17 protein-coding genes are annotated in these 20645 nt (G+C 70.9%); 6 read left to right on the forward strand and 11 right to left on the reverse strand.

Translation table 11 applies throughout. The features are described from left to right. Positions 1-16: 16 nt before the first annotated feature. The 11 genes from ACLQ25_RS25560 to ACLQ25_RS25610 form a co-directional block, all read right to left on the reverse strand. The gene (locus ACLQ25_RS25560) at positions 17-952 is read right to left on the reverse strand and encodes a sugar phosphate isomerase/epimerase family protein (RefSeq protein WP_425733334.1); all 936 of its coding nucleotides are present in this window, start codon (positions 950-952) and stop codon (positions 17-19) included. Beyond that, entirely contained in the window at positions 949-1908 is a 960-nt protein-coding gene (locus ACLQ25_RS25565; protein WP_425733335.1) for an SCO3242 family prenyltransferase, read from the reverse strand. Before ACLQ25_RS25565 ends, ACLQ25_RS25560 begins: the two co-directional genes overlap by 4 nt. Further along, the gene (locus ACLQ25_RS25570) at positions 1892-3058 is read right to left on the reverse strand and encodes an inositol-3-phosphate synthase (protein ID WP_425733336.1); all 1167 of its coding nucleotides are present in this window, start codon (positions 3056-3058) and stop codon (positions 1892-1894) included. The genes ACLQ25_RS25565 and ACLQ25_RS25570 overlap by 17 nt, the downstream gene beginning before the upstream one ends. Positions 3059-3704: 646 nt before the next feature. Beyond that, positions 3705-4895, reverse strand: a complete 1191-nt coding sequence (locus tag ACLQ25_RS25575) for a Gfo/Idh/MocA family protein (RefSeq protein WP_425733358.1) — start codon at positions 4893-4895, stop codon at positions 3705-3707. A 54-nt stretch (positions 4896-4949) separates the two neighbouring features. Beyond that, entirely contained in the window at positions 4950-6002 is a 1053-nt protein-coding gene (locus ACLQ25_RS25580) for a substrate-binding domain-containing protein (protein WP_425733337.1), read from the reverse strand. Between the two features lie 98 nt (positions 6003-6100). Continuing rightward, the gene (locus tag ACLQ25_RS25585) at positions 6101-7228 is read right to left on the reverse strand and encodes an ABC transporter permease (protein WP_425733338.1); all 1128 of its coding nucleotides are present in this window, start codon (positions 7226-7228) and stop codon (positions 6101-6103) included. Next, the gene (locus ACLQ25_RS25590) at positions 7225-8733 is read right to left on the reverse strand and encodes a sugar ABC transporter ATP-binding protein (RefSeq protein WP_425733359.1); all 1509 of its coding nucleotides are present in this window, start codon (positions 8731-8733) and stop codon (positions 7225-7227) included. The genes ACLQ25_RS25585 and ACLQ25_RS25590 overlap by 4 nt, the downstream gene beginning before the upstream one ends. Positions 8734-9046: 313 nt before the next feature. Further along, the gene (locus ACLQ25_RS25595) at positions 9047-10225 is read right to left on the reverse strand and encodes an ROK family protein (protein ID WP_425733339.1); all 1179 of its coding nucleotides are present in this window, start codon (positions 10223-10225) and stop codon (positions 9047-9049) included. A 261-nt stretch (positions 10226-10486) separates the two neighbouring features. Next, positions 10487-11509 (reverse strand): YihY/virulence factor BrkB family protein, encoded by a 1023-nt coding sequence (locus ACLQ25_RS25600; protein WP_425733340.1) that lies wholly within the window; start codon positions 11507-11509, stop codon positions 10487-10489. Positions 11510-11672: 163 nt separating this feature from the next. Further along, positions 11673-11864: a DUF397 domain-containing protein gene (locus ACLQ25_RS25605; RefSeq protein ID WP_425733341.1), complete on the reverse strand. Its 192-nt coding sequence runs from the start codon at positions 11862-11864 to the stop codon at positions 11673-11675. After that, positions 11855-12643, reverse strand: coding sequence for a helix-turn-helix domain-containing protein (locus ACLQ25_RS25610; protein WP_425733342.1), 789 nt, complete (start codon positions 12641-12643; stop codon positions 11855-11857). Before ACLQ25_RS25610 ends, ACLQ25_RS25605 begins: the two co-directional genes overlap by 10 nt. A gap of 266 nt (positions 12644-12909) precedes the next feature. Here ACLQ25_RS25610 and ACLQ25_RS25615 point away from each other — a divergent pair, with 266 nt between their 5' ends. From ACLQ25_RS25615 to ACLQ25_RS25640, 6 genes are all read left to right on the forward strand, one after another. After that, positions 12910-13146, forward strand: a complete 237-nt coding sequence (locus ACLQ25_RS25615) for a flavin reductase (protein WP_425733343.1) — start codon at positions 12910-12912, stop codon at positions 13144-13146. Positions 13147-13759: 613 nt separating this feature from the next. Next, complete coding sequence (locus ACLQ25_RS25620; protein WP_425733360.1) at positions 13760-15850, forward strand: TRAP transporter permease; 2091 nt, start codon at positions 13760-13762, stop codon at positions 15848-15850. Next, a complete protein-coding gene (locus tag ACLQ25_RS25625) occupies positions 15847-16869 on the forward strand; it encodes a TAXI family TRAP transporter solute-binding subunit (RefSeq protein WP_425733344.1) in 1023 nt (340 codons plus the stop codon). Before ACLQ25_RS25620 ends, ACLQ25_RS25625 begins: the two co-directional genes overlap by 4 nt. Before the next feature lie 63 nt (positions 16870-16932). Beyond that, positions 16933-19284 (forward strand): sensor histidine kinase, encoded by a 2352-nt coding sequence (locus ACLQ25_RS25630; RefSeq protein ID WP_425733345.1) that lies wholly within the window; start codon positions 16933-16935, stop codon positions 19282-19284. Next, complete coding sequence (locus tag ACLQ25_RS25635; RefSeq protein ID WP_425733346.1) at positions 19281-19673, forward strand: roadblock/LC7 domain-containing protein; 393 nt, start codon at positions 19281-19283, stop codon at positions 19671-19673. The genes ACLQ25_RS25630 and ACLQ25_RS25635 overlap by 4 nt, the downstream gene beginning before the upstream one ends. Continuing rightward, a complete protein-coding gene (locus ACLQ25_RS25640; RefSeq protein ID WP_425733347.1) occupies positions 19670-20641 on the forward strand; it encodes a TAXI family TRAP transporter solute-binding subunit in 972 nt (323 codons plus the stop codon). The genes ACLQ25_RS25635 and ACLQ25_RS25640 overlap by 4 nt, the downstream gene beginning before the upstream one ends. Positions 20642-20645: the final 4 nt, after the last annotated feature.

Here is a 20645-nt window from a genome sequence, read left to right on the forward strand (position 1 = left end):
TCTCCTCCCCTTACTGCTACGCCGGCACCCCAGGTGTGCCTGTGGGCACCTCGTCTCCCGTACGGCCGGCCTGTTCGGCGGCGCGCAGGAACTCGATCGACCGGGCGGCCACGGCGGGTGCGGCGTGCGAGTCGCGGGGTAGCTCCACCGCGACCAGGCCGCGGTAGCCGGCAGCGGCCAGGGCGGCCAGCACCGGCGGGAAGTCGATCTCGCCGACGCCGAACTCCAGGTGCTCGTGCACGCCCCGGCGCATGTCGTCGATCTGCACGTTGACCAGGTGCTCGGCGACCTCGGCGACGCACTGCGGCACCGGCCACGGCTCCAGGCACCGGCAGTGGCCGATGTCGAGGGTGATGCCGAGTCGGGCCGGGGCGCCGAGCGCCGCGTGCAGTCGACGCCAGTCGGCGATGTCCTGCACCAGCATCCCGGGCTCCGGTTCGAAGCCGAGGGTCACGCCCGCGCTGTCGGCGGCGTCGACCACGGTGGCGCAGCCGGACACGAGCCGGTCCCAGGCGCACTGCGGCGACACCGCCTCCGGCCGTACGCCGGCCCAGAACGAGACGGCCTCCGCGCCCAGGTCAGCGCCGATCCGTACCGCCCGGCGCAGGAACTCGATCCGCCGGGTCGGATCGTCGTGCAACAGCGTCGGGGCGTGCTTGTGCCACGGGTCCAACAGGTAGCGGGCCCCGGTCTCGATCACCACCCCGAGACCCAGCTCGGACAGCCGGCGGCCGACCGCGGCGATCCGGCGGCTGAGGCCGGGCGCGAACGGGTCCAGATGGTCGTGGTCCAGGGTGAGCGCCACCCCGTCGTAGCCGAGGTCGGCGATGACGGCGAGCGCGTCGTCGAGCCGGTGGTTGGCGAAGCCGTTCGTGCCGTACCCGAGGCGCACCGTCGTCGCGCCGGCCGCCGATGAGCCGGCCGGCGCGGATCGAGGTTGGGGCACCGTCATGTCGGGGAGACCTTCCGGGCCAGCCGGCGGCCCAGTGGCGCGGCCGCCGCGACGGCCAGCCCGAGCAGGCCCGCGCCGCCACGGGCGGTGAGCGCTCCCTGAAGGGCGGGCAGGCCGGTGATTCCAGCGCCCACCGCCGCGCGGACCTTCCCGGCCGACGGATCACGGACCACCTGCACCTGGGCCGCGCCGTAGCGGGCGGCGTACCACCCGGCCAGCACGGCGGGCAGCGCGGCGGCGATCCCGGTCGCCCAGGCTCGGCCCCCGCCCACGGCGGCCCGCTCATCGGTCGGCCCGGCCTCGACATCCGCAGCGCGGCGGGTGTCCGTGGCGGCGGCCCGGCGCGCGCCGGGCACGGCGATGGCGGCGCTCGCGGCGACCACGGCGGTGCCGGCCAGGGTACGCATCGGCAGGACGGCGTCGGCGCCGCTGACCTCGCGACGGGACAGCGCGGTGACCGTCCAGGTGTGCGCCGCCACGGTGACCGCCGAGGGCAGCGCCCGCGCCAGCCGACCGCCGGATGCGCCCAGCAGCACGTCCAGCCCTCGGCAGGCCGCCATCACGGCGGGGCCGGCGGCGGTGTTCTTGGCCAGCAGGTCGTACCCCCAGATGCTGGCGGCCAGCGGCACCGCGAGCGCGGCGGCGCGGCGACCGCCCACGGCGGCGGCCAGGCCCACGCCGGCGGCGGTGAGGCCGGCGGCGATACCCAGCGCGGCGGTCGGGGTGACCCGGCCGCTGGGGATCGGCCGCTCGGGGCGTTCGACGGCGTCGAGCCGCCGGTCGGACCAGTCGTTGGCGGCCATGCCGGCCCAGTAGAGCAGCACCGACGCGCCCGCCAGGGCAGGAGTACGCGGGCTCAGCGCACCGGCCGCCGCCGCGCCGGCCACCACGTCCCCGGGAACCGAGAGCGCGGCCGGCGCGCGGACCAGCTCGGCCAGGTCAGCCAGCGTGGTCATGGCCACCGTCCGGGCCGGCGTGCAGTCGCTGGGCGAAGTCGGTCAGCCGGGCCCACTGCTCGGCCAGCGAGTGGGTCGGCGTGCCGAGCGGATCCTTGAAGAAGAAGCCGAGGTCGGCCAGCGGCCCGACGTGCCCGGCGGCGTGCGCGGCGGCGGTGAGGCGGGCCAGGTCGAGCACCAGCGGCGCGGCCAGCGCCGAGTCGCAGCCGTGCCAGGTGAACTCCATCCGCATGCCGGTGCCGAGGAAGCCGGCGAACGTGATCAGATCCCAGGCGGTCTTGAAGTCGCCCAGCTCCTCGACGTACTCGATGCGGGTGTTGCCCTGCGGCACGTAGCCGAGCGTCTCGCCGAGCACGCGTTGCTTGCTCTGCACCTTGGCCGCGTTGGCGGCCGGGTCGGCGAGGGTGGCGCCGTCGCCACCGCCGAGCAGGTTCATGCCGGACCAGGAGCGTACGGCGAGGTTGCGCATCGCGAACATCGGCGCGAGCACCGACTTGACCAGGGTCTCGCCGGTCTTGCCGTCGTGCCCGGCGTACGGCAGACGGCGCTCCTGCGCCAGCGCGGCCAGCGCCGGCAACCGGAGGCCGGTGGACGGCGTGAAGTCGACGTAGGGGCAGCCGGCCAGCAGCGCCGCGTACGCGTACAGGGAGCTGGGCGGGAGCACCTCGTCGGGGCCGTCGAGGGCGGCGCGCAACGCGGCCGGGTCGGCGTGCCCGGGGTGTGGTCGGGGCACGGCCTCGGTGGCGGAGACGTTGACCACGACCACCCGGTCCAGCTCGTGGCGCTCCCGGAAGCTGGTCAGGTCGCGGACCACGGCCGCGGCCCGGTCGGCCTGGGTGTCGCCGACCGGCGCGGGGCGCAACTCCTGCTCGACCACGCCCAACTCGTCGCGGAGCGCGGCGACCAGCCGCCCGGGGATGACACCGGCGTCGGCGAGCGTTTCGGCGCGCTTGCACAGCGGGGTGGTGGCCACGTCGTGCCCGCCGAAGACCAGGTCCGCGATGGACGGCAGGGCGGGACCGCGCAGGTCCGGCAGCTCGGTCACACAGCCGGTGGGCCCGGCCAGGCCGGCTCGCAGCGCGAGCCCCCCGACGATGCTGGTGGTCGCGACGGAACCGCGCGCCCCTACCAGCCAGACACCTGTTCGCATGGTGCTCCTTCCTCATTTCCGAGGAACCGTCGGTACCGCTAAAAATAGGAATATCAGAATATGTTTCGGAAAGATACGGCCCGGTTTCGGAAAAGTTTCGGGCCGGATGGATGGGCCCCGCCCGCCCGACCCGTACCGGTACGACGCCGGCCCGGCGTCGGCGTCGGCGGCGACGACGACGGACCGGATCTCGGCACGGGTACGGACAGACGGGGCTGGCAGGCAGGGTCGGTCGGCGTCTCGACCCTGCCTCCCCCGCATCCGCCGACCGGGGCGTTGGCATGCCCCGACCGGACGTCTCAGGTTGCCGCGCCCACCGGATCCTCGACCGGGGTGCGGTCCGCCGTGCGGAGGCAGGCGGAAGTGGTACGGGTGGGGGCAGCGGCGGGCGATGTCATCGGGTCCTCCGGATCGCCGGGGTGGTGGTGGCGGTCCTCCGGTGCGGCCGGGGAATCCCGGTCCGGTCGCACCGGACGACCGTCCTATCCGTGCGCCACCGGGCCGCAAAGGCCCGGCTGCACACTCTCCGGAGCCGACCTCGTCCCGGCCGCGGGGCGCAAACCGCGGCCGGTCCCTCGCCGGTCGGCTCCGGAAAGCCGGTCGGGCGACGGTGGCGCGAGCACCGCCGTCGCGGATGGTCAGGGGGTCAGACGGCGACCACGGTCAGCGCCGATTCCACGTCGGTCCACGAGGAACCGGTCTCCGCCGAACGGGTCACCGCGTCCAGCACGAGCTGGACCTGCAACGCGTCGGCGAAGGAGGGCGCCGGGTCGGTGCCGGTGGCGATCGCCTCGATGAGATCGCGCATCTGGTGGGTGAAGGAGTGCTCGTAGCCGATGATGTGACCCGGAGGCCACCACGCCGACATGTACGGGTGGTCGCCCTCGGTCACCAGGATCCGGCTGAAGCCCTGCTCCAGCACGGGCCGGGTGGCGTCGTAGAAGTCCAACTCGTTGAGCCGCTCCAGGTCGAAGACCACGCTGCCCAGCGAGCCGTTGATCTCGACGCGCAGGGCGTTCTTGCGACCCGTGGCGAAACGGCTCGCCTCGTACGTGGCCAGGGCGCCGCCGTCGAGCCGGGCCACGAAGACCGCGGCGTCGTCGACGGTGACCGTCCCGGTGGCCGGAGCACCACCGTCGGCCGACTCGCCGTCGACGGTGGCCGCCAGCCCGCTCGACTCGGCCGGCAACGGCCGCTCCTTGACGAACGTCTCGGTGATCGCGCTGACGCCGGTGATCTGCTGGCCGACGACGAACTGCGTCAGGTCGATGATGTGCGCACCGATGTCACCGAGCGCGCCGGAGCCCGCCCTGTCCTTCTGCAACCGCCAGACCAGCGGGAACTGCGGATCCACGATCCAGTCCTGCAGGTACGTCGCTCGGACGTGCCGTATCACCCCGAGTCGTCCCTCGGCGACCATCTGGCGCATCATCGTGACCGCGGGGACCCGGCGGTAGTTGAACCCGCACATCGACCGCACCCCGGCGGCGCGGGCGGTGTCCGCCGCGGCGGTCATCGCCCGTGCCTCGGCCACCGTGTTGGCCAGCGGCTTCTCGCACAGCACGTGCTTGCCGGCGGCCAACGCGGCGAGGGCGATCTCGGCGTGACTGTCGCCCGGTGTGCAGACATCGACAACGTCGATGTCGTCCCGGTTGACGAGGTCACGCCAGTCGGTCGTGTACGCGTCCCAGCCGAGCCGGTCAGCGGCGTCGGACACCGCTGTGGTGTCCCGGCCGCAGATCAGCGCCATCCGGGCCCGGGCCGGCAGGTCGTACACGCGGTTCACGGTGCGCCACGCCTGTGAGTGCGCGGCGCCCATGAACGCGTAACCGACCATGCCGATCCGCAGTTCTCTGTCTGTCGTGGACAAGGTGGGTCTCCCCCCGGTATGTCAGAACCCGAGCTTGTCGTAGCTGCTCGCGTTCTCCTTGGTGATCGTCTCGGAGGCGAGGGTCACTTCCTTGGGCACCTGCAGCTCCGTCAGGTCGCCCAGGCCCCGGCCCTGCGCGATGAGCCGCGCGAGCGAGATCGCCGAGGACGCCATCGACGGGTTGTAGGTGACCGTCGCCTTGAGCACCGAGTTGTCGGCCTTGATCGCGTCGATCGCGAGCTTGGAGCCCGCGCCGCCGACCATGAAGAACTCCGACCGGTTGGCCTGCTTGACGGCCGCGAGCACACCGATGCCCTGGTCGTCGTCGTGGTTCCAGATCGCGTCGATCTTCGGCAGCGCCTGGAGGAGCTGGGCCGCCTCGCGCTGGCCGCTGTCCGAGGTGAACTCGGCCGAGCGCCGGTTGCCCACCTTGAACCCGTAGGTCGCCAGGGCGGCCTTGAAGCCCTCGCTGCGCTCGACGGTCAGCGGGATCTCCAGGCCGGCGATCTCACCGATGACCGGGTTGGAGACGCCCTTGTCCTTGAGCATCTTGCCGATGTAGTGGCCGGCGGAGACGCCCATGCCGTAGTTGTCGCCCTTGATCACCAGCCGCGAGGCCAGCGCGTCGGGGAACGCCCGGTCGAGGTTGACGATCGGGATGCCGGCCTGCATGGCCTGGAGGGCAACGGCGTTGACCTCCTTGCCATCGTGCGGCAGCACGACGATGATGTCCGGCTTCTGGGCGATCAGGGTGCCGAGCGTGGAGCGCTGGGCCTCCGAGTTCGACCCGCCGTCGACCTCCTTGAACTCCACGTCCGAGTACGCCGCGGCCTGCGCCTTGGCGTTGGCGTGGATCGCGCCCATCCAGCCGTGGTCGGCTGCCGGGGCGGAGAAGCCGATGACGACCTTCTTGCCCGGGGCGTTGTTGCCCTCGGCGTTGCCAGCGGCCTTGGTCTGCGTGCTGGCGGCCGGGGTCTCGTTACTGGTGCAGGCGGTCAGCAGGGTGGCGGCGCCGACCGCGGCACCACCGAAGAGCAACCGGCGGCGCGACAGGTCGCGACTGTTCTGGGTCATGAATGACCTCCTGGGAGCGGGATTTCATTTGGGTGAGGGTGTGCGAGGTCCGGCCACCGTCGAAGATCTCGACGTCGCCAGAACAACGGTGCGGTGCGTCAGGTTGCGGTGGTGACCCTGTTCCGCGCGAGGAGCCGAGTGACGGACTTGAACTTGAACTGCTGGATCAGGACGGCGGCGACGATAATGCCGCCCTTGACCATGTTCTGCGCCTCGATGGAGAGGCCGTTGATGGCGAAGAGGTTCGTGATCGTGGCGAAGATGATGACGCCGAGCAGCGAGCCGACGATCGTGCCCCGACCACCGCTGAGCAGCGTCCCGCCGATGATCGCGGCGGCGATCGCGTCCAACTCGTACAGGTTGGCCATCGCCGCCTGCGCCGAGGTGGCCTGCGAGGTGAGCATGATGGCCGCGATGCCGCAGCAGAGACCGGAGAGCGCGTAGAGCAGCATCGTGTGCCGGCGGACGTTGATGCCGGCCAGTCGGGCCGCCTCCGGGTTACCGCCGACGGCGATGGTCCGCCGGCCGAAGGTCGTCCGGTTGAGCAGGACCCATCCGGCCAGTACGACCGCGCCGAGGATGTAGACCAGGATCGGGACGCCGATGATCTTGCGGGCGGCGATGTCGTTGATGAACGTGCTGCTCGACACCTGCGTCTGCTTGTTGGAGATCGAGGCCGCCAGGCCGCGCGCGGCCACCAGCATCGCGAGGGTCGCGATGAAGGGCACCAACCTGCCGTACGAGATGAGGACGCCGTTGACCAGGCCGACGCAGATGCCCACCACGAGGGCCGTGAAGATCATACCGGCGGCGCCGTAGCTCTGGGTGGCCACCGTGGTGCACCAGACCCCGGCCAACGCGACGATCGCTCCGACCGACAGGTCGATGCCGCCGCCGATGATCACGAAGGTCATGCCGACCGTGACCACGCCGACCACCGAGGCGAGCTGAAGGATCGCCAGGACGTTGTTCCAGACCCAGGTCGGGTCGCCGTACAGGTCCGGCTTGGTGACCGCGCCGACCACGATGAGCGCGGCCAGCACGCCGATCAGGCCGAGGTTGCGCTTCGCACCGTCGCCGCCGTCGCCCCGCCACCAGGAGAGCTTGCCGGTGGATGCCGTCTTTTCGCTGACCACCGCCGTCTCCGCCGGGTCCACCGGCGGCGACTGGGCCGGAAGCTGCGGGCGCTCCGGTGTCGCGGTGGGTGTGGGAGTCGCGTCGCTCATGCCGGTGCGCCTTCCATCAAGGACCCCGCCATCACGAGGTCAAGCACAGTGTTCTCGTCAAGTTCGCCGGCCACGGCCTCGCGGACGACCCGGCCTTCGCGCATCACCAGCACCCGGTCGGCCAGGCCCAGCACCTCGGGTACCTCGCTGGAGACCAGCAGCACCCCGACGCCCTGCGCGGCCAGACCCCGGATGACCTGGTACAGCTCAGCCCGAGCGCCCACATCCACACCTCGGGTGGGCTCGTCGAGCAGCAACAACCTGGTGCCGCCGAGCAGCCACCGCCCGACCACCACCTTCTGCTGGTTACCGCCGGACAGCGTGCGTACCGGCCGGTCGACGTCCCGGGGCCGCAGCTCCAGGCTCTCGGCGATCCGGTCCGCCTCGGCGCGCTCCTTCGCGGCGTTGGTGAAGCCGAGCCGCGCGTACCGGCCGAAGGTGGCAAGCGTGACGTTGCGGTAGATCGGCTCACCGAGCAGCAGCGCCTGGCTCTTGCGTTCCTCCGGGGCCATCCCCATGCCGGCCCGCACGGCGGCGCCGACGCCGGGACGCAGCACCTTGCCGTCCATCCGCACCGAACCGGTCTCCGCGAGGCGGGCGCCGTAGATGGTCTCCAGCAGCTCGGAACGACCCGAGCCGACCAGGCCGGCGATGCCGACGATCTCGCCGGCCCGCACGTTCAGCGAGACGTCGGCGAACTCGCCGGTGCGGGTCAACCCCTCCACCTGGAGCAGGTCGGCACCGGCGGGGTCGTCGGCCGGCCGGTCCGGGAAGACGTACTCGATGGTGCGGCCGGTCATCCGGCTGACCAGGTCGCGGGTCGGGGTGTCGCGCGCCGGCAGGTTCGCCGCCGTGGTCCGGCCGTCCTTGAGTACGGTGACCCGGTCGCCGATCTCGCGGATCTCCTCCATGCGGTGGGAGATGTAGATGACGGCGATGCCCTGCGCGGTCAGCTCCCGGATGATCCGGAACAGGTTGCCGACCTCGTCGTGGGCCAGCACCGCGCTCGGCTCGTCCATGATGATCAGTCGGGCCTCGTGCGACAGCGCCCGGGCCATGCTGACGATCTGCTTGCCGGCGGCCGGCAGCGAACGCACCATCCGTCCGGGCGGGATCTCGCCGTGGCCGAGCCGGCCGAGGATCTGCCGGGTGTGCCGGGCCATCCGGCCGCGTCGAACGAACCCGAAGCTGCGGTATTCGTGCCCGAGGAAGGCGTTCTCCGCCACCGACAGGTCCTCGACGAGGTCGAGCTCCTGGTAGATGGTGGCGATGCCGGCCTTCATCGCGGCCTGCGGGTTGGTGAACGTGGCCGGTTCGCCACGCCACTCCACCTGCCCGGAATCCGGTTGGTGCACCCCGGACAGCACCTTGATCAGGGTCGACTTGCCGGCGCCGTTCTGCCCGAGCAGGCAGTGCACCTCGCCGGCACGCACCTCGAGCTGCACACCGTCGAGTGCGCGTACGCCGGGGAACGTCTTGACCACATCGGTGAGGCGCAGGACCACCTCGCCCGCGACGGTGTCGGCGGGAGCCTCGACCAGCGGTGCCTCGGCGACGGCCTCGGCCGACGCGGTGGCGGGGTCATCCTCGGGCAGAGCCACAGTCTCCTCCTCGCTCACGACAGGATTTCGGTCAGGTTCACGGTGCTGGCCTTTGCTCGCGACTGCGGGGCTCGCAGACCCGACTCACTCCTCGCGCTCACGATGCCGGCCTCTGTTCGCGACTGCGGGGCTCGCAGACCCGGCTCACTCCTCGCGCTCACGATGCCGGCCTCTGTTCGCGACTGCGGGGCTCGCAGACCCGGCTTACTCCTCGCGCTCACGATGCTTCGCCGAAGGCGACGTCGCTGGCGAGCACTGCCGCGCCGGTGACACCGGCACGTCCACCGAGCTCGGAGAGCACGACGGGCAGGTTGCCGGTGGCCAGCGGCAGCGACCGGCGGTAGACCACGCTGCGGATCTCGGCGAGCAGGATGTGCCCCAGCTGGGCCAGCCCGCCGCCGATCACGATCATCGACGGGTTGGTGAAGCTGACCAGGCCGGCGAGCACCCCACCGAGCCGCCGTCCGCCGTCCCGGATGAGCTGGATGCAGGTCACGTCACCCTCGACGGCCCCCTCGGCGACGTCCAGCGCGGTGACGACACCCCGCAGGGCGAGGCGCTCGGCCAGCGCCGGCGACGTGCCACTGCGCGCGGCGGCAGCGGCGTCCTTGGCCAGTGCGGCGCCGCTGAACAGCGCCTCCAGGCAGCCGACGTTGCCGCAGGAGCACATCGGTCCGTGCGAGTCGACCTGGATGTGGCCGATGTCGCCGGCGCACCCGTCGGTGCCCCGGTAGACGTCGCCGGTCAGGTAGATGCCGCACCCGATGCCGGTGCCGATCTTCACGAAGAGGAAGTCGTCCACCGAGTGGGCGACCCCACCGTGCCGTTCACCGATGGCCATGATGTTGACGTCGTTGTCGACCACCGCCGGGCAGCCGTGCTCCCGGCTGAGCAACTCGCGCACCGGGTACCGGTCCCAGCCGGGCATGATCGGCGGCGAGACCGGAACGCCGTCGCGGAAGCTGACCGGACCGGGAACGCCGATGCCGACCGCGTCCAACCGCTCGTACGCGCCGTCGACCCGGGCCTTGTGCAACAGCTCGTTGACCCGTTGCAGGGTCACCTTCGGTCCGTTGCGGATGTCGGCGGGCTCGGTGTACTGGGCGACCGGTTCGAGTCGGCCGTTGACCACCTCGATGTCCATCGAGCTGGCGCCGAGGTCGACGGCGGCGAAGCGCAGCTTCGGGTTGAGTTCGACCAGTGTGGAGCGTCGTCCACCCCGGGAGGCGGCGAGCCCCGCCTCGGCGACGTAACCCAGGGCCACCAGGCGATCCAGCTCGGCCAGCATGCGCGGGCGAGGCATCTGGAGCCGGTCGCCCAACTCGGCGCGGGAGACGGCCCCCTCGTCGCGGAGCAACCGCAACAGTCGGACGTGCAGGGGGTCGACGGTGCGCACCGGGGGGTCACCTCTTCACGGAATCGTTCACATCGACGCAACGTCGAAGTGTTGTGTCCGACACAGTAGGAGCGCTCTGCACCGCGTGTCCAGAGCTTCAACCGTTCTGAGTTGAACTTTTGTCCGAAAGAACAAAAGCTACTAGACGATCAAGAAAAGGATCACGGGCCGCCCGCGTCCGCTCGCCCGCAGTTGCATCGACACACATGAAACCGCCCCGCCAACCGATGGCTGGTGGCGGGGCGGTTGAGGGCAGTTGGGTCAGCGACGACCGGCGGCGTTGCGCTTTTTGCGGAGCTTGCGGTCGTCGCGCAGCTCGACGTACGGCTCGTCGTCGGGGTCGTGCCCGGCCGCGATGGCCCGACCGCGCTCCAACTCGGCGTCGAACTCGGCACCCAGCAGGATCGCGATGTTCGTCAACCACAGCCAGACCAAGAAGATGATCACGCCGGCCAGCGCCCCGTACGTCTTGTCGTACGAGCCGAAGTTGCTCAGGTAGAAGGCGAACAGGCCGGAGATCACCAGCCAGATCACCACGGCCAGCACCCCACCCGGGCTGACCCAGCGGAAACCGCCGTGCCGGGCGTTCGGTGAGGCCCAGTAGAGGATCGCGAACATCAAACTGACCAGGATCAGCAGCACCGGCCACTTGGCGACGTCCCACACCGTGACCGCCGTCGCGCCGAGACCGACCACGTCCCCCACCACCTCGGCGAGGCGGCCGGTGAAGACCACGATCACCGCGCTGATCAGCAACAGCACCCCGATCAGGGCGGTCACGCCCAGGCGGATCGGCAGCGTCTTCCAGATCGGCCGGCCCTCCGGCACGTCGTAGATCGTGTTCGAGGCGCGCATGAACGCGCCGATGTAGCCGGACGCGGACCAGAACGCGGCCAACACACCGATGACCGCCGCGAGGCTGGCCAACCCGCCGTTGTCCTGGGCAGTGGTGATCGCGTCGTTGATGATCCTCTGGATGCTGTCGTTCGGTACCGCCTGGTCGACGGTGTCCCGGACGCCGTTGGTGGCACTGGTGCCGAGCAGACCGAGGATCGAGATCAGCACCAACAGACCGGGGAAGATCGACAGCACCCCGTAGTAGGTGAGCGCCGCCGCCCAGTCGGTCAGGCTGTCGTCCTGGAACTCGCTGACGGTGCGCCGCAGCGCCGCCTTCCACCCGCTGCCGGGCAGATCGGTGGGGCTGTCCGGGCCCGCGTCGGGTCCGACCGGCGCACTGGCGTCGTCGGCGGTCGCCCGGCGGGCGGAAGACTCGTCCGAGGTCATCGCCCCTCCTCATCGTCGGTGGTGTCATCTCCGACATGCCCCGTCGACAGGCACCGATAACCCCTGATCGACCCGGCTTTGCAGGAAGTCGGGGTGTCATCGCCACCACGACGGCCCGACTTCCCTAAAGTCGAGTTGATCTGGACGAGGTGGCCCGCTCTACCTAACGACCGACGGCGTCGGACTCGACGAAGGCGCGCCACGCGTCGGGCGTGAAGACCAGCACCGGCCCGACCGGGTCCTTGGAGTCGCGGACAGCGACCAGCCCGGACAGGTTGTCGGCCACCTCCACACAGTTGCCACCATCCGGGCCGCTACGAATGCTCTTGCGCCACCGGGCACCGGTTAGATCCATGTCTCCGCCACTTCCGCCATGAGATCGAGGGACTGCCCGTTCGATAGTGCCTCACCCCGGATCGACTCCCACACCTCGATCATCTGACGGACGTACTCGGTGCGGTCAATGACCTGCCCGTGGCGCTGGCCCGCGAGATAGACGAGATCCTCCCCCTGGGACAAACTCGCGATCACGAACGGCCCCCCGAGCCCGGCGTAAGCACCGCCGGAGGCCGGCACCACCTGGATCCGGACCCGGGGGAACGCCGCGCCAAGCTTCACGAGGTGCTGGATCTGCTCGCGCATCACGTCCGGTCCACCGACGTGTCGGCGCAGAACGTGCTCGTCGATCACGGCGGTGAGCAGCGGCGGACGGTCCCGGGTGAGCACACTCTGACGATCCAGCCGGGCGGTCACCTGCTGCTCGACCTCATCCGCCGCGAACAGGCCGCCTCCGGTCAGTAGTGCGCGGGCGTACCCCTCGGTCTGCAAGAGGCCCGGCACACACAGCGGCTCGAACGAGCGCAACGCGGTGGTTTCCTGCTCGATGCCGGCCCAGTCGCGGAACCACGGCACCACGGCCTCCCGACTGATCCGCCGCTGGATGCGTTCGAAGCGGCCGTCAGCACCGAACACGGCGTCACACCGGCGGGCGAAGTCCAGACTCGGCCGGCGCTCGGATGTCTCCACCTTGGCGACGAGCGCCCCGGAGTAGCTCAGCGCCTCCGCGAGCGCCGTCTGCGACATTCCGCTGACGGCACGGGCCAGCCGCAACTCCTCCGCGAAGTGCTCCAGCATGGACGAACTCTCCACGGACAACCCCCGTACAACCTCGTACCGTGTCGGGCCGATCGCCGTACGCCCTGGTCGTCGGCGTGCGGAATCTCCCACCGTAGTCGGATCCTCACCAGACTGTCACGCAGCGGAACCGTTCACGGGATCTGACGGCGGGCGGAACCAGGCCGGGAGCGTCCCGTGACCCCCCGATCCGGGGCGCTCCCACCCACCGATGGAGGTACCTCCGTGCGACCCACCTGGCCGACCCCTGAAGATGGTGGGCTCTGATGCCCCGGTACCGCCCCCACGTGGCGGCCCGCCCGTCCTGGCGCTGCCGGGTCTGCGGAGCCGCGTGGCCCTGCTCGCCGGCCCGCCTGGCACTGCTCGGCGAATACCGTGAGGACCGGATCGGCCTGCTCGTGTACCTCGCCGGGGTGCTGTGCGAGGCGGCCGGGGACCTCACGTGCCCGACCGGGGACGACCGACTGAGCGACCGATTCATCACCTGGGCCAGGGTCCGTTGAGCCGCGGCGGCAGCTTGTCCACCGACTCGATCGGTCGACCAGGTGAGGCGGGTCGGCCATTTGTTTCGGGTTGATGAAGCTCGTCGGGATACGGCAACACGTACCGGTCACCGCGATAACAAGAAGGTCACACTGAAAGTTTTTTTCGCTGATGATCGCGCGATCTCGGCACAGAACAAGTTGGGCAAAGTAGTACGGAACCGGCGCGGCGGAACGAGCGATGTGACTCTCGGTGACGACCAGATCGGGTTGCGTGCCCGTCAGCGCTCTGCACCGGCTCGGGCTGTGAACCAGACCACAGCCTGCCCTACCTGCCGCATCGTCGCTCACGCGAAGCCGTCGCCGGCACAACCCCTATTCGATAATCGACATTCCCGGGGAATCCCCTTACTAAGGATTAGTCACCCTCAGCAATGATAATCAACAATATTCCCATGAAGCGTGGTCCCACGTATTGTCCCCCAGCGTGTCATCCGCCCACCCCGTTCAGGACTCCGTCCCGTCGCACCGGGACGACGACGCGCCCGCATCTGTCGACGTCGACGAACGGCCGTTCAGGCCACCCGCCGACAAGGTTCCAGCGACCGAACCCGGTGCGGCCGACCCCACCCCCGTGGCCGTCGTCGGGCAGCCCGACCGCGAGTTGTCCGCGCAATTCGAGGACGAGAAACCGGGCCGGGTGTTCACCGGGCCACTCGGATTGTTTCTCACGGGCGTCACCCTTGCCGTCGCACTCCTCGCCATCTGCCAGGTCTTCTTTCCGCTGGCGCAGGGCAGCAAGTACTACCTGATCATTTTCCTCGCCGGCGTCCTGCCGATGGTCTTCCTGGCGTACCCCTCGGGTGTGCGCCTGCCCCGCCGCGGCGCACCGGCGGCGACGACCGACCCGGCGAACGCGTCGACGGGACGTACCTCCCCCACGGCGTTCGACTGGGTGCTCGCCGGGACCGCGTTGCTGAGCTGCCTCTACCCGGTGCTGCCGGTGACGATCGGTACGGGTGGGGGCGGGTACGACGCCTTCCTCGATCGACAGGGGCTCCTCGACCCGGTCGACCTGCTGCTGGGCACCGTACTGCTGGTCCTGCTGTTGGAGGCGTGCCGCCGGACCACCGGATGGATCCTGCCCGCCGTGTGTCTGCTCTTCCTGGCCTTCGGCTACTACGGCGGGCTGCTACCGCAGTCCTGGCCGGTGGCCCACGCCGGGCTCGACTTCGGGCAGCTCATCGACGCGTTCTACAACTCCGACAGCGGCTTCTACGGCACGCCACTGGACGTGGCCGCCTCGTACATCGTGCTGTTCACCATCTACGGCGCGGTGCTGGACCTCTCCGGCGCCGGTCGATTCTTCGTGGAACTCTCCGCCGCCGCCTTCCGCCGCTCCCGAACCGCACCGGGCCGCACCGCGGTGGCCGCCGGCTTCCTTCTCGGAACCGTCTCGGGCTCGGGCGCGGCCACCACGGTCAGCATCGGCTCGGTCACCTGGCCGATCCTGCGCCGGGCCGGCTATCCGGCGGAGCGGGCCGGCGGGATGCTCGCCGCCGCCGGCGTCGGCGCGATCCTGTCGCCACCGACGCTGGGAGCCGCCGCGTTCATCATCGCCGAGTACCTCGGCGTCTCCTACCTCCAGGTGCTCGGCTGGGCCACCGTGCCGACCCTCCTCTACTACCTGGGCATCCTGCTCGCGGTGGAGATCGACGCCCGCCGCTCGGGAGTACGTCGGGTCACTATCGACGCCGGGTCGGCCTGGTCGCTGCTGGCCCGCTTCGGCTACCACTTCCTCTCGCTGATCGTGATCGTCGTGATGCTCGCCCTCGGCGCCTCGGCGACCAGGGCCGTGGTGCTGGCCACCGCGTTGGCGGCCGTGCTCTCCTTCCTGGACCGGCGGCACCGGCTCACCCCCGCACGACTGGTCGAGGCGCTCGGCAACGGAGTGCGCGGGGTGCTGGCGGTCAGCGCGGTCTGCGCCGCCGCCGGCATCATCACCGCCACCACCACCAAGACCGGGCTCGGCCCGCAGGCCGCGGCGCTGCTGCTCAGCGGTGCCCAGGCGGTCAGCTCCGACCCCGCCATCGTGCTCCTGCTCACCGCCCTGCTCGCCGCGCTCGCCCTCACGCTGCTCGGCCTGGCCGTGCCGGTCACCGCCTCGTTCGTGATCGGCTGGGTGATCATCGGCCCCGCGTTGCTCAACCTGGGCGTCGCCGCACCCGCCGCGGCGATGTTCGTCTTCTACTTCGCGGTGCTCTCCGAGGTCTCGCCGCCGACCGCGCTCGCCGCGGTGGCCGCCGCCGCCGTCACCGGCGGGCGACTGGTCCCGACCATGTGGCAGACCCTGCGGTACGCGCTACCCGCGTACCTCATCCCGATCGCCTTCGTCCTCACGCCAACCGGGCTCGGGCTGCTCGGCATCGGCGGGTTGGACCGCATCCTGCTGGCCGGCCTGACCACCGCGTTCGGGGTCGCGGTGCTCGCGGTGGCAGCCGGCGGGTGGCTGCCCGGCATCGGCCCGGCCGGAACGCCCGAGCGGATCCTCGGCGCGCTCGCCGGGCTGGTACTGCTGTGGCTCGAACCTGTCCCCGTCATGGTCGGCGCCGCCCTGGTCGCGCTCACCGTGGCGGGTGTCCTGCTCCGTCGCGGGAAGGCCAACCGGACGGCCGCCGCCGACAGGGGCATCAATCAGAAAGACCATCAGGAGGAGTACAGGTGAGACGGATCAACGTGCGAATAGCCGCCAGTCTCGGGGCAGTCACCCTGGTCACGGCCGGCGTCGCCGGATGCGGCGGCCGTCAGGAGAACACGGCCAAAGACGACACCTCCAACGCGGTCGCCTGCGAGGTCACCAAGGAGACCCGGGTCGGCATCGCCACCGGCAACGCCACCGGCGTCTACTACGTCGTCGGCAACGCGCTCGCCGGGCAACTCGCCACGGCCAGCGGTGGCAAGCTCACCGGCACCGCCGCCGAGACCGGCGCCTCGGTGCAGAACATCGAGCAACTCGTCGCCGGTCAGTACGACGTCGCCTTCTCGCTGTTCGACACCGCTGTCAACGCGACGCAGGGCAAGGGGACGTTCAAGGGCCCGCAGCCGGTGAAGGCGCTCGCGCGGATCTACGACAACTACACCCAGGTCGTCGTCCGGGCCGACTCGGGAATCACCTCGGTCGAGGGCATGAAGGGGAAGAAGATCTCCACCGGATCGCCCAAGTCCGGTACCGAGGTCATCGCGCAGCGACTGCTCACGGCGGCCGGCCTCGACCCGGCGAAGGACATCCAGGCGCAGCGGCTCGACCTGACCAAGACCGTCGACGGCATGAAGGACGGCAGCGTCGACGGCTTCTTCTGGTCCGGCGGCATCCCGACCGGCGGCGTCACCGACCTCTTCACCACCGCGGGCGACAAGGTCAAGTTCATCGACATCAGCCCGCTGCTGCCGAAGATGGCCGAGCAGAACCCCGCGTACCAGGCCGGGACGATCGCCAAGGACATCTACAAGACTCCCGCCGACGTTTCGACAATCGTGGTGCCGAACGTGCTGCTGGTCCGGGACAACCTCGACGCCAACGTCGCCTGCGTCATCACGAAGACCGTGTTCGAGAAGAAGGACGCCCTCAGCCAGGCCAACCCGGCGGCCAAGGGCATCGACCTGGCGAACGCCCGCAAGACCGACCCGGTGCCGCTGCACCGTGGGGCGGAGACGGCACTGACGAAGCTGAACGCCACCAGCTGATCCGATCGCCCCGGCCCGGGAACACCGCCCGGGCCGGGCACCACCACCGACCCGGGAGACCCCGTGCCGCTCCCCGCCCACGTACGCCAGCACCGCAACGGCGGTGTTCTCGAAACCCTGCGCTCGATCCGCACCCAGCTCCTCGCGCCGATCATGGTGACCATCATCAGTCTGACCGTGCTCGGTGTCGCGCAGACAAACACCGCGCTCGCCGCCAGCGCGGACGCCGACCGGGCGCGGGTCCTCTCCGGCACCGCCACCGTCACCGTGCAGTTGGTCCACGAACTGGAGCGGGAACTCGGCGAGACGGCGGCGCTGCGCCAACGTGGCGGCACCGCCGGCCGGCCACTGGTGGACGCCCAGCGGCGGCGCGTCGACGCCGCGGTCGAGCGGTTCCGCTCCTCCGGAGAGCAGGCCCGGGAGTCCGTACCCGACCTGACGCCGGTGCTCGGCAGGGCCGGAGGCCAGCTCGACCAGCTCTCCCCCAACCGCACCCTGGCGCTGGCCGGCACGGAGGCGGACGCGGCGTACGCCCTCACCGTCGAGTCCCTGCTGGCCGTCGCGGACGCGCTGCCCGCGCAGTTGCGTGACCCGGAGTTGGCGAACGCCGCCCGGGAGGTCGCCGCCGTCGCCGCCCAGGAGCACCTGGCCTCCGTCGAACGTGACCTGCTGCGTGGCGTCTTCGTCCGGGGCAAGCTCGCCGCCGGCGAGCTTGCCCGGCTCGGTTGGCTGCACGGTGCCCAGGAGCAGCGCGAGGCCGAGTTCCTGCGGATCGCGACCGACAAGGCGAACAACTCCTGGTCCCGGCTGATGACCGGCGGCGACGTGGAGACGGCACGCACCATGCGGGACGCGGTGCTGGAGACCGACGGTGGCGCCCAGGCGATGAAGACCGACGGCGACGCCTGGTTCGTGGCGCAGAGTGGCACGCTTCGCCGGTACAACCTGCTCGGCCGTGAACTCTCCGAGGACCTGGACCGCGACGCCTCGGCGCTGGCCCGCGACGCACTGTGGACGGCGGTGCTCACCGGTGGGGTGACCGGTGCCGTGGCGCTCGGCTCGCTGATCACGGCCGTCGTGCTGGCGATGCGCATCAGCCGACGGTTGAGTCGGCTGCGGGCGGCGGCGCTGGCCATGGCGAACCACGAGCTACCGGAGCAGATCACCGCCATCGCCGCCGGGACGCAGCGCCCGGACGAGGGCGCCGCTGGCGCCGCCACCGCCGCGATCGCGCGTGGTCACGACGAGGTCGCCCAGGTCGCCGCGGCGTTCGCCACGGTCAGCCAGGCCACGCTGCGCCTCGCCGGCGCGCAGGCCGAGTTGCGCCTGGACATGACGCGGATGGCCGAGGCGCTGGCCCGGCGGATCCGTACGCTGATCACCCGCCAGCTACGGCTGCTCGACGACTTCGAGCGCGAGGAGACCGATCCGCACATCCTGGAACGTCTCTTCGCACTCGACCACCTCGCCGCACGCCTGCGCCGCAACGGGGAGAACCTGCTGGTCCTCTCCGGCGGCGAGCCGAGTCGGGGGCACGAGGCTTCGCTGCACCTGGAGGACGTGGTCCGGGCGGCGGCCTCGGAGATCGAGCACTACCCCCGGGTGGAGCTGAACCTCCCGGCGATCGGGGTGCAGGGCGCGGCGGTCGGCAGCCTGGTGCACCTGCTCGCCGAGTTGCTGGAGAACGCCACCGTCTACTCACCGCCGGACACCGCCGTGCTGGTCGACGGCCGGCACACTGTGGACGGGCTGTTGCTGCGGGTCCACGACCACGGAATCGGCATCCGACCGGGCCGGCTGGCGGCGATCAACGAGCGGTTGGCGAGCCCGGCCATGATCAGCAGTGCGGCGGCCGGCAGCATGGGCTTGCACGTGGTGGCTCACCTGGCCGTCCGGTACGGGATCCGGGTGCAGCTCTACAACACCGGCAGCGGCACGATCGCCCAGGTGGAACTTCCCGACCTGCTGTTGACGCGGATCGACACGGTCGCCCACCACCAGCCGGTGGCGGGCCGGCCACTGGCCGGACGGCCGGCGGCCTGGTTCCGACCGAAGAGCACCGCCGCCGCCGGGGCACGGTCACTGGTCACCGCTGGGAGCGCGGGCGGGCAGGTTCGGGGCGTCGCCCCCGTACCGCCGCCCCCCGGGCCCTTCCCCGGCGCTGGCCCCCTGGCGACGCCGGCCGTGCCGCCAGCTCCGCAGCTCACCGCCAACGGGCTGCCTCGTCGGAGAAGCGGTGAGCAACGACCCACGCAGTTGCCCACGCACCTGCCGCCACCACCACCGTCCCCCGTCCGCGAGTCGGATCTGCTCGATCCCGAGGTGGTCCGGCGCCGCCTCTCCGCCCTCGCCGAGGGCGTGGCGAGCGCCGCCCGCTCCAACCCGTACACGACACACACCGGGAGAATCAGATGACCCCACCCGTGACAACGGGCCTGGACTGGCTGCTCGCGAACTTCGTGGACCAGGTTCCGGACGTGTCGCACGCCCTCGCGGTCTCCGAAGACGGGCTTCGACTGGCCGCCTCCCCGCACCTCTCGATCGATCAGGTCGACCAGCTCGCCGCCGTGATCAGCGGACTGGCGAGTCTGACCGTCGGCGCCGCCCGGCTGATGTCCGCCGGCCGCGTACGCCAGCAGATCATCGACATGGACGGCGGCGTGATGCTGGTGATGGCCGTCGGCTCACGCGCCCTGCTCGGCGTGCTCGCGGCACCCGGCTGTGACCTCGGTCAGATCGGCTACGAGACCGCCACGCTCGTGCAGCGGGTGGCCGAGGCCCTGGAGCCGGCGGCACGCCGGTGACCACACGAGTGCGGAGGCTGGGGGCGGCACTGCTGCTCGTCGCGCTCGTCGCGGGTTGCGGCGGCGCATCGTCCACCTCGGACGACGCCTGGCACGGCGGGCGGATCTTCCTGGCCACCGGCAACACGACGGGCGTCTACTACCAGCTCGGCGGCGGCTACGCGGACCTGATCAATCGGCATCTGCCCGGCTACGAGGCACGGGCCGAACCGACGGGCGCTTCGGTGGAGAACATCAACCGCCTGGCCAACGGCGACATGGAGATCGCGTTCAGTCTCGCCGACACCGCGGCCGACGCCATCGCCGGGAAGGGCGCGTTCGAGGGCAAGCCCCAGCAGGTCCGCGCGCTGGCCCGGATCTACAGCAACTACACCCACCTGATCGTACGCACCAACAGCAAGATCAAGACCGTGGCTGACCTGCGGGGCAAGCGGGTCTCCACCGGCTCGCCGAAGTCCGGCACCGACGTCATCGCGGGCCGGCTGCTCACCGCGGCCGGACTCGATCCGGACCGCGACGTCCGGCGGCTCAACCTGTCGCTGCCCGAGACGGTGAAACAGATCCGGGCCGGCACCGTGGACGCTCTGTTCTTCTCCGGCGGTCTGCCCACCCCCGGCATCAAGGACCTGCTCACCAGCGCACCCGGCGTGTTCCGGCTGCTGCCGCTGGACAGCCTCCAGCAGCCGCTGGAGAAGGGCTACGGCCCGGTCTACACCACCTCGACGCTCACCGCCAACGTCTACAACACAGCGAGTGACGCGCCCACCATCACCGTGGCCAACGTGATCCTGGTCAGCGCCGACATGCCCGACGAGCTGGCGTACGACCTCACCCGGACGCTCTTCGAACACCAGGGAGAGCTGATCGCCGTCCACCCCGAGGCGGCGAACTTCACCCGTGCCAGTGCCGCGCTGAGCGAGCCGATCCCGCTGCATCCCGGTGCCAGCCGCTACTACCGGGGCAGCTGAGCGG

Source organism: Micromonospora sp. DT44, assembly GCF_049841635.1.
In the GTDB taxonomy this organism is placed as follows: domain Bacteria; phylum Actinomycetota; class Actinomycetes; order Mycobacteriales; family Micromonosporaceae; genus Micromonospora.

Bases quoted from the DNA above. Each gene is read 5' to 3' on its own strand.
- ACLQ25_RS25560 (WP_425733334.1), bottom strand. From the start codon at position 952: ATGACGGTGCCCCAACCTCGATCCGCGCCGGCCGGCTCATCGGCGGCC.
- ACLQ25_RS25565 (WP_425733335.1), bottom strand. From the start codon at position 1,908: ATGACCACGCTGGCTGACCTGGCCGAGCTGGTCCGCGCGCCGGCCGCG.
- ACLQ25_RS25570 (WP_425733336.1), bottom strand. From the start codon at position 3,058: ATGCGAACAGGTGTCTGGCTGGTAGGGGCGCGCGGTTCCGTCGCGACC.
- ACLQ25_RS25575 (WP_425733358.1), bottom strand. From the start codon at position 4,895: ATGGTCGGTTACGCGTTCATGGGCGCCGCGCACTCACAGGCGTGGCGC.
- ACLQ25_RS25580 (WP_425733337.1), bottom strand. From the start codon at position 6,002: ATGACCCAGAACAGTCGCGACCTGTCGCGCCGCCGGTTGCTCTTCGGT.
- ACLQ25_RS25585 (WP_425733338.1), bottom strand. From the start codon at position 7,228: ATGAGCGACGCGACTCCCACACCCACCGCGACACCGGAGCGCCCGCAG.
- ACLQ25_RS25600 (WP_425733340.1), bottom strand. From the start codon at position 11,509: ATGACCTCGGACGAGTCTTCCGCCCGCCGGGCGACCGCCGACGACGCC.
- ACLQ25_RS25605 (WP_425733341.1), bottom strand. From the start codon at position 11,864: ATGGATCTAACCGGTGCCCGGTGGCGCAAGAGCATTCGTAGCGGCCCG.
- ACLQ25_RS25610 (WP_425733342.1), bottom strand. From the start codon at position 12,643: ATGCTGGAGCACTTCGCGGAGGAGTTGCGGCTGGCCCGTGCCGTCAGC.
- ACLQ25_RS25615 (WP_425733343.1), top strand. From the start codon at position 12,910: ATGCCCCGGTACCGCCCCCACGTGGCGGCCCGCCCGTCCTGGCGCTGC.
- ACLQ25_RS25635 (WP_425733346.1), top strand. From the start codon at position 19,281: ATGACCCCACCCGTGACAACGGGCCTGGACTGGCTGCTCGCGAACTTC.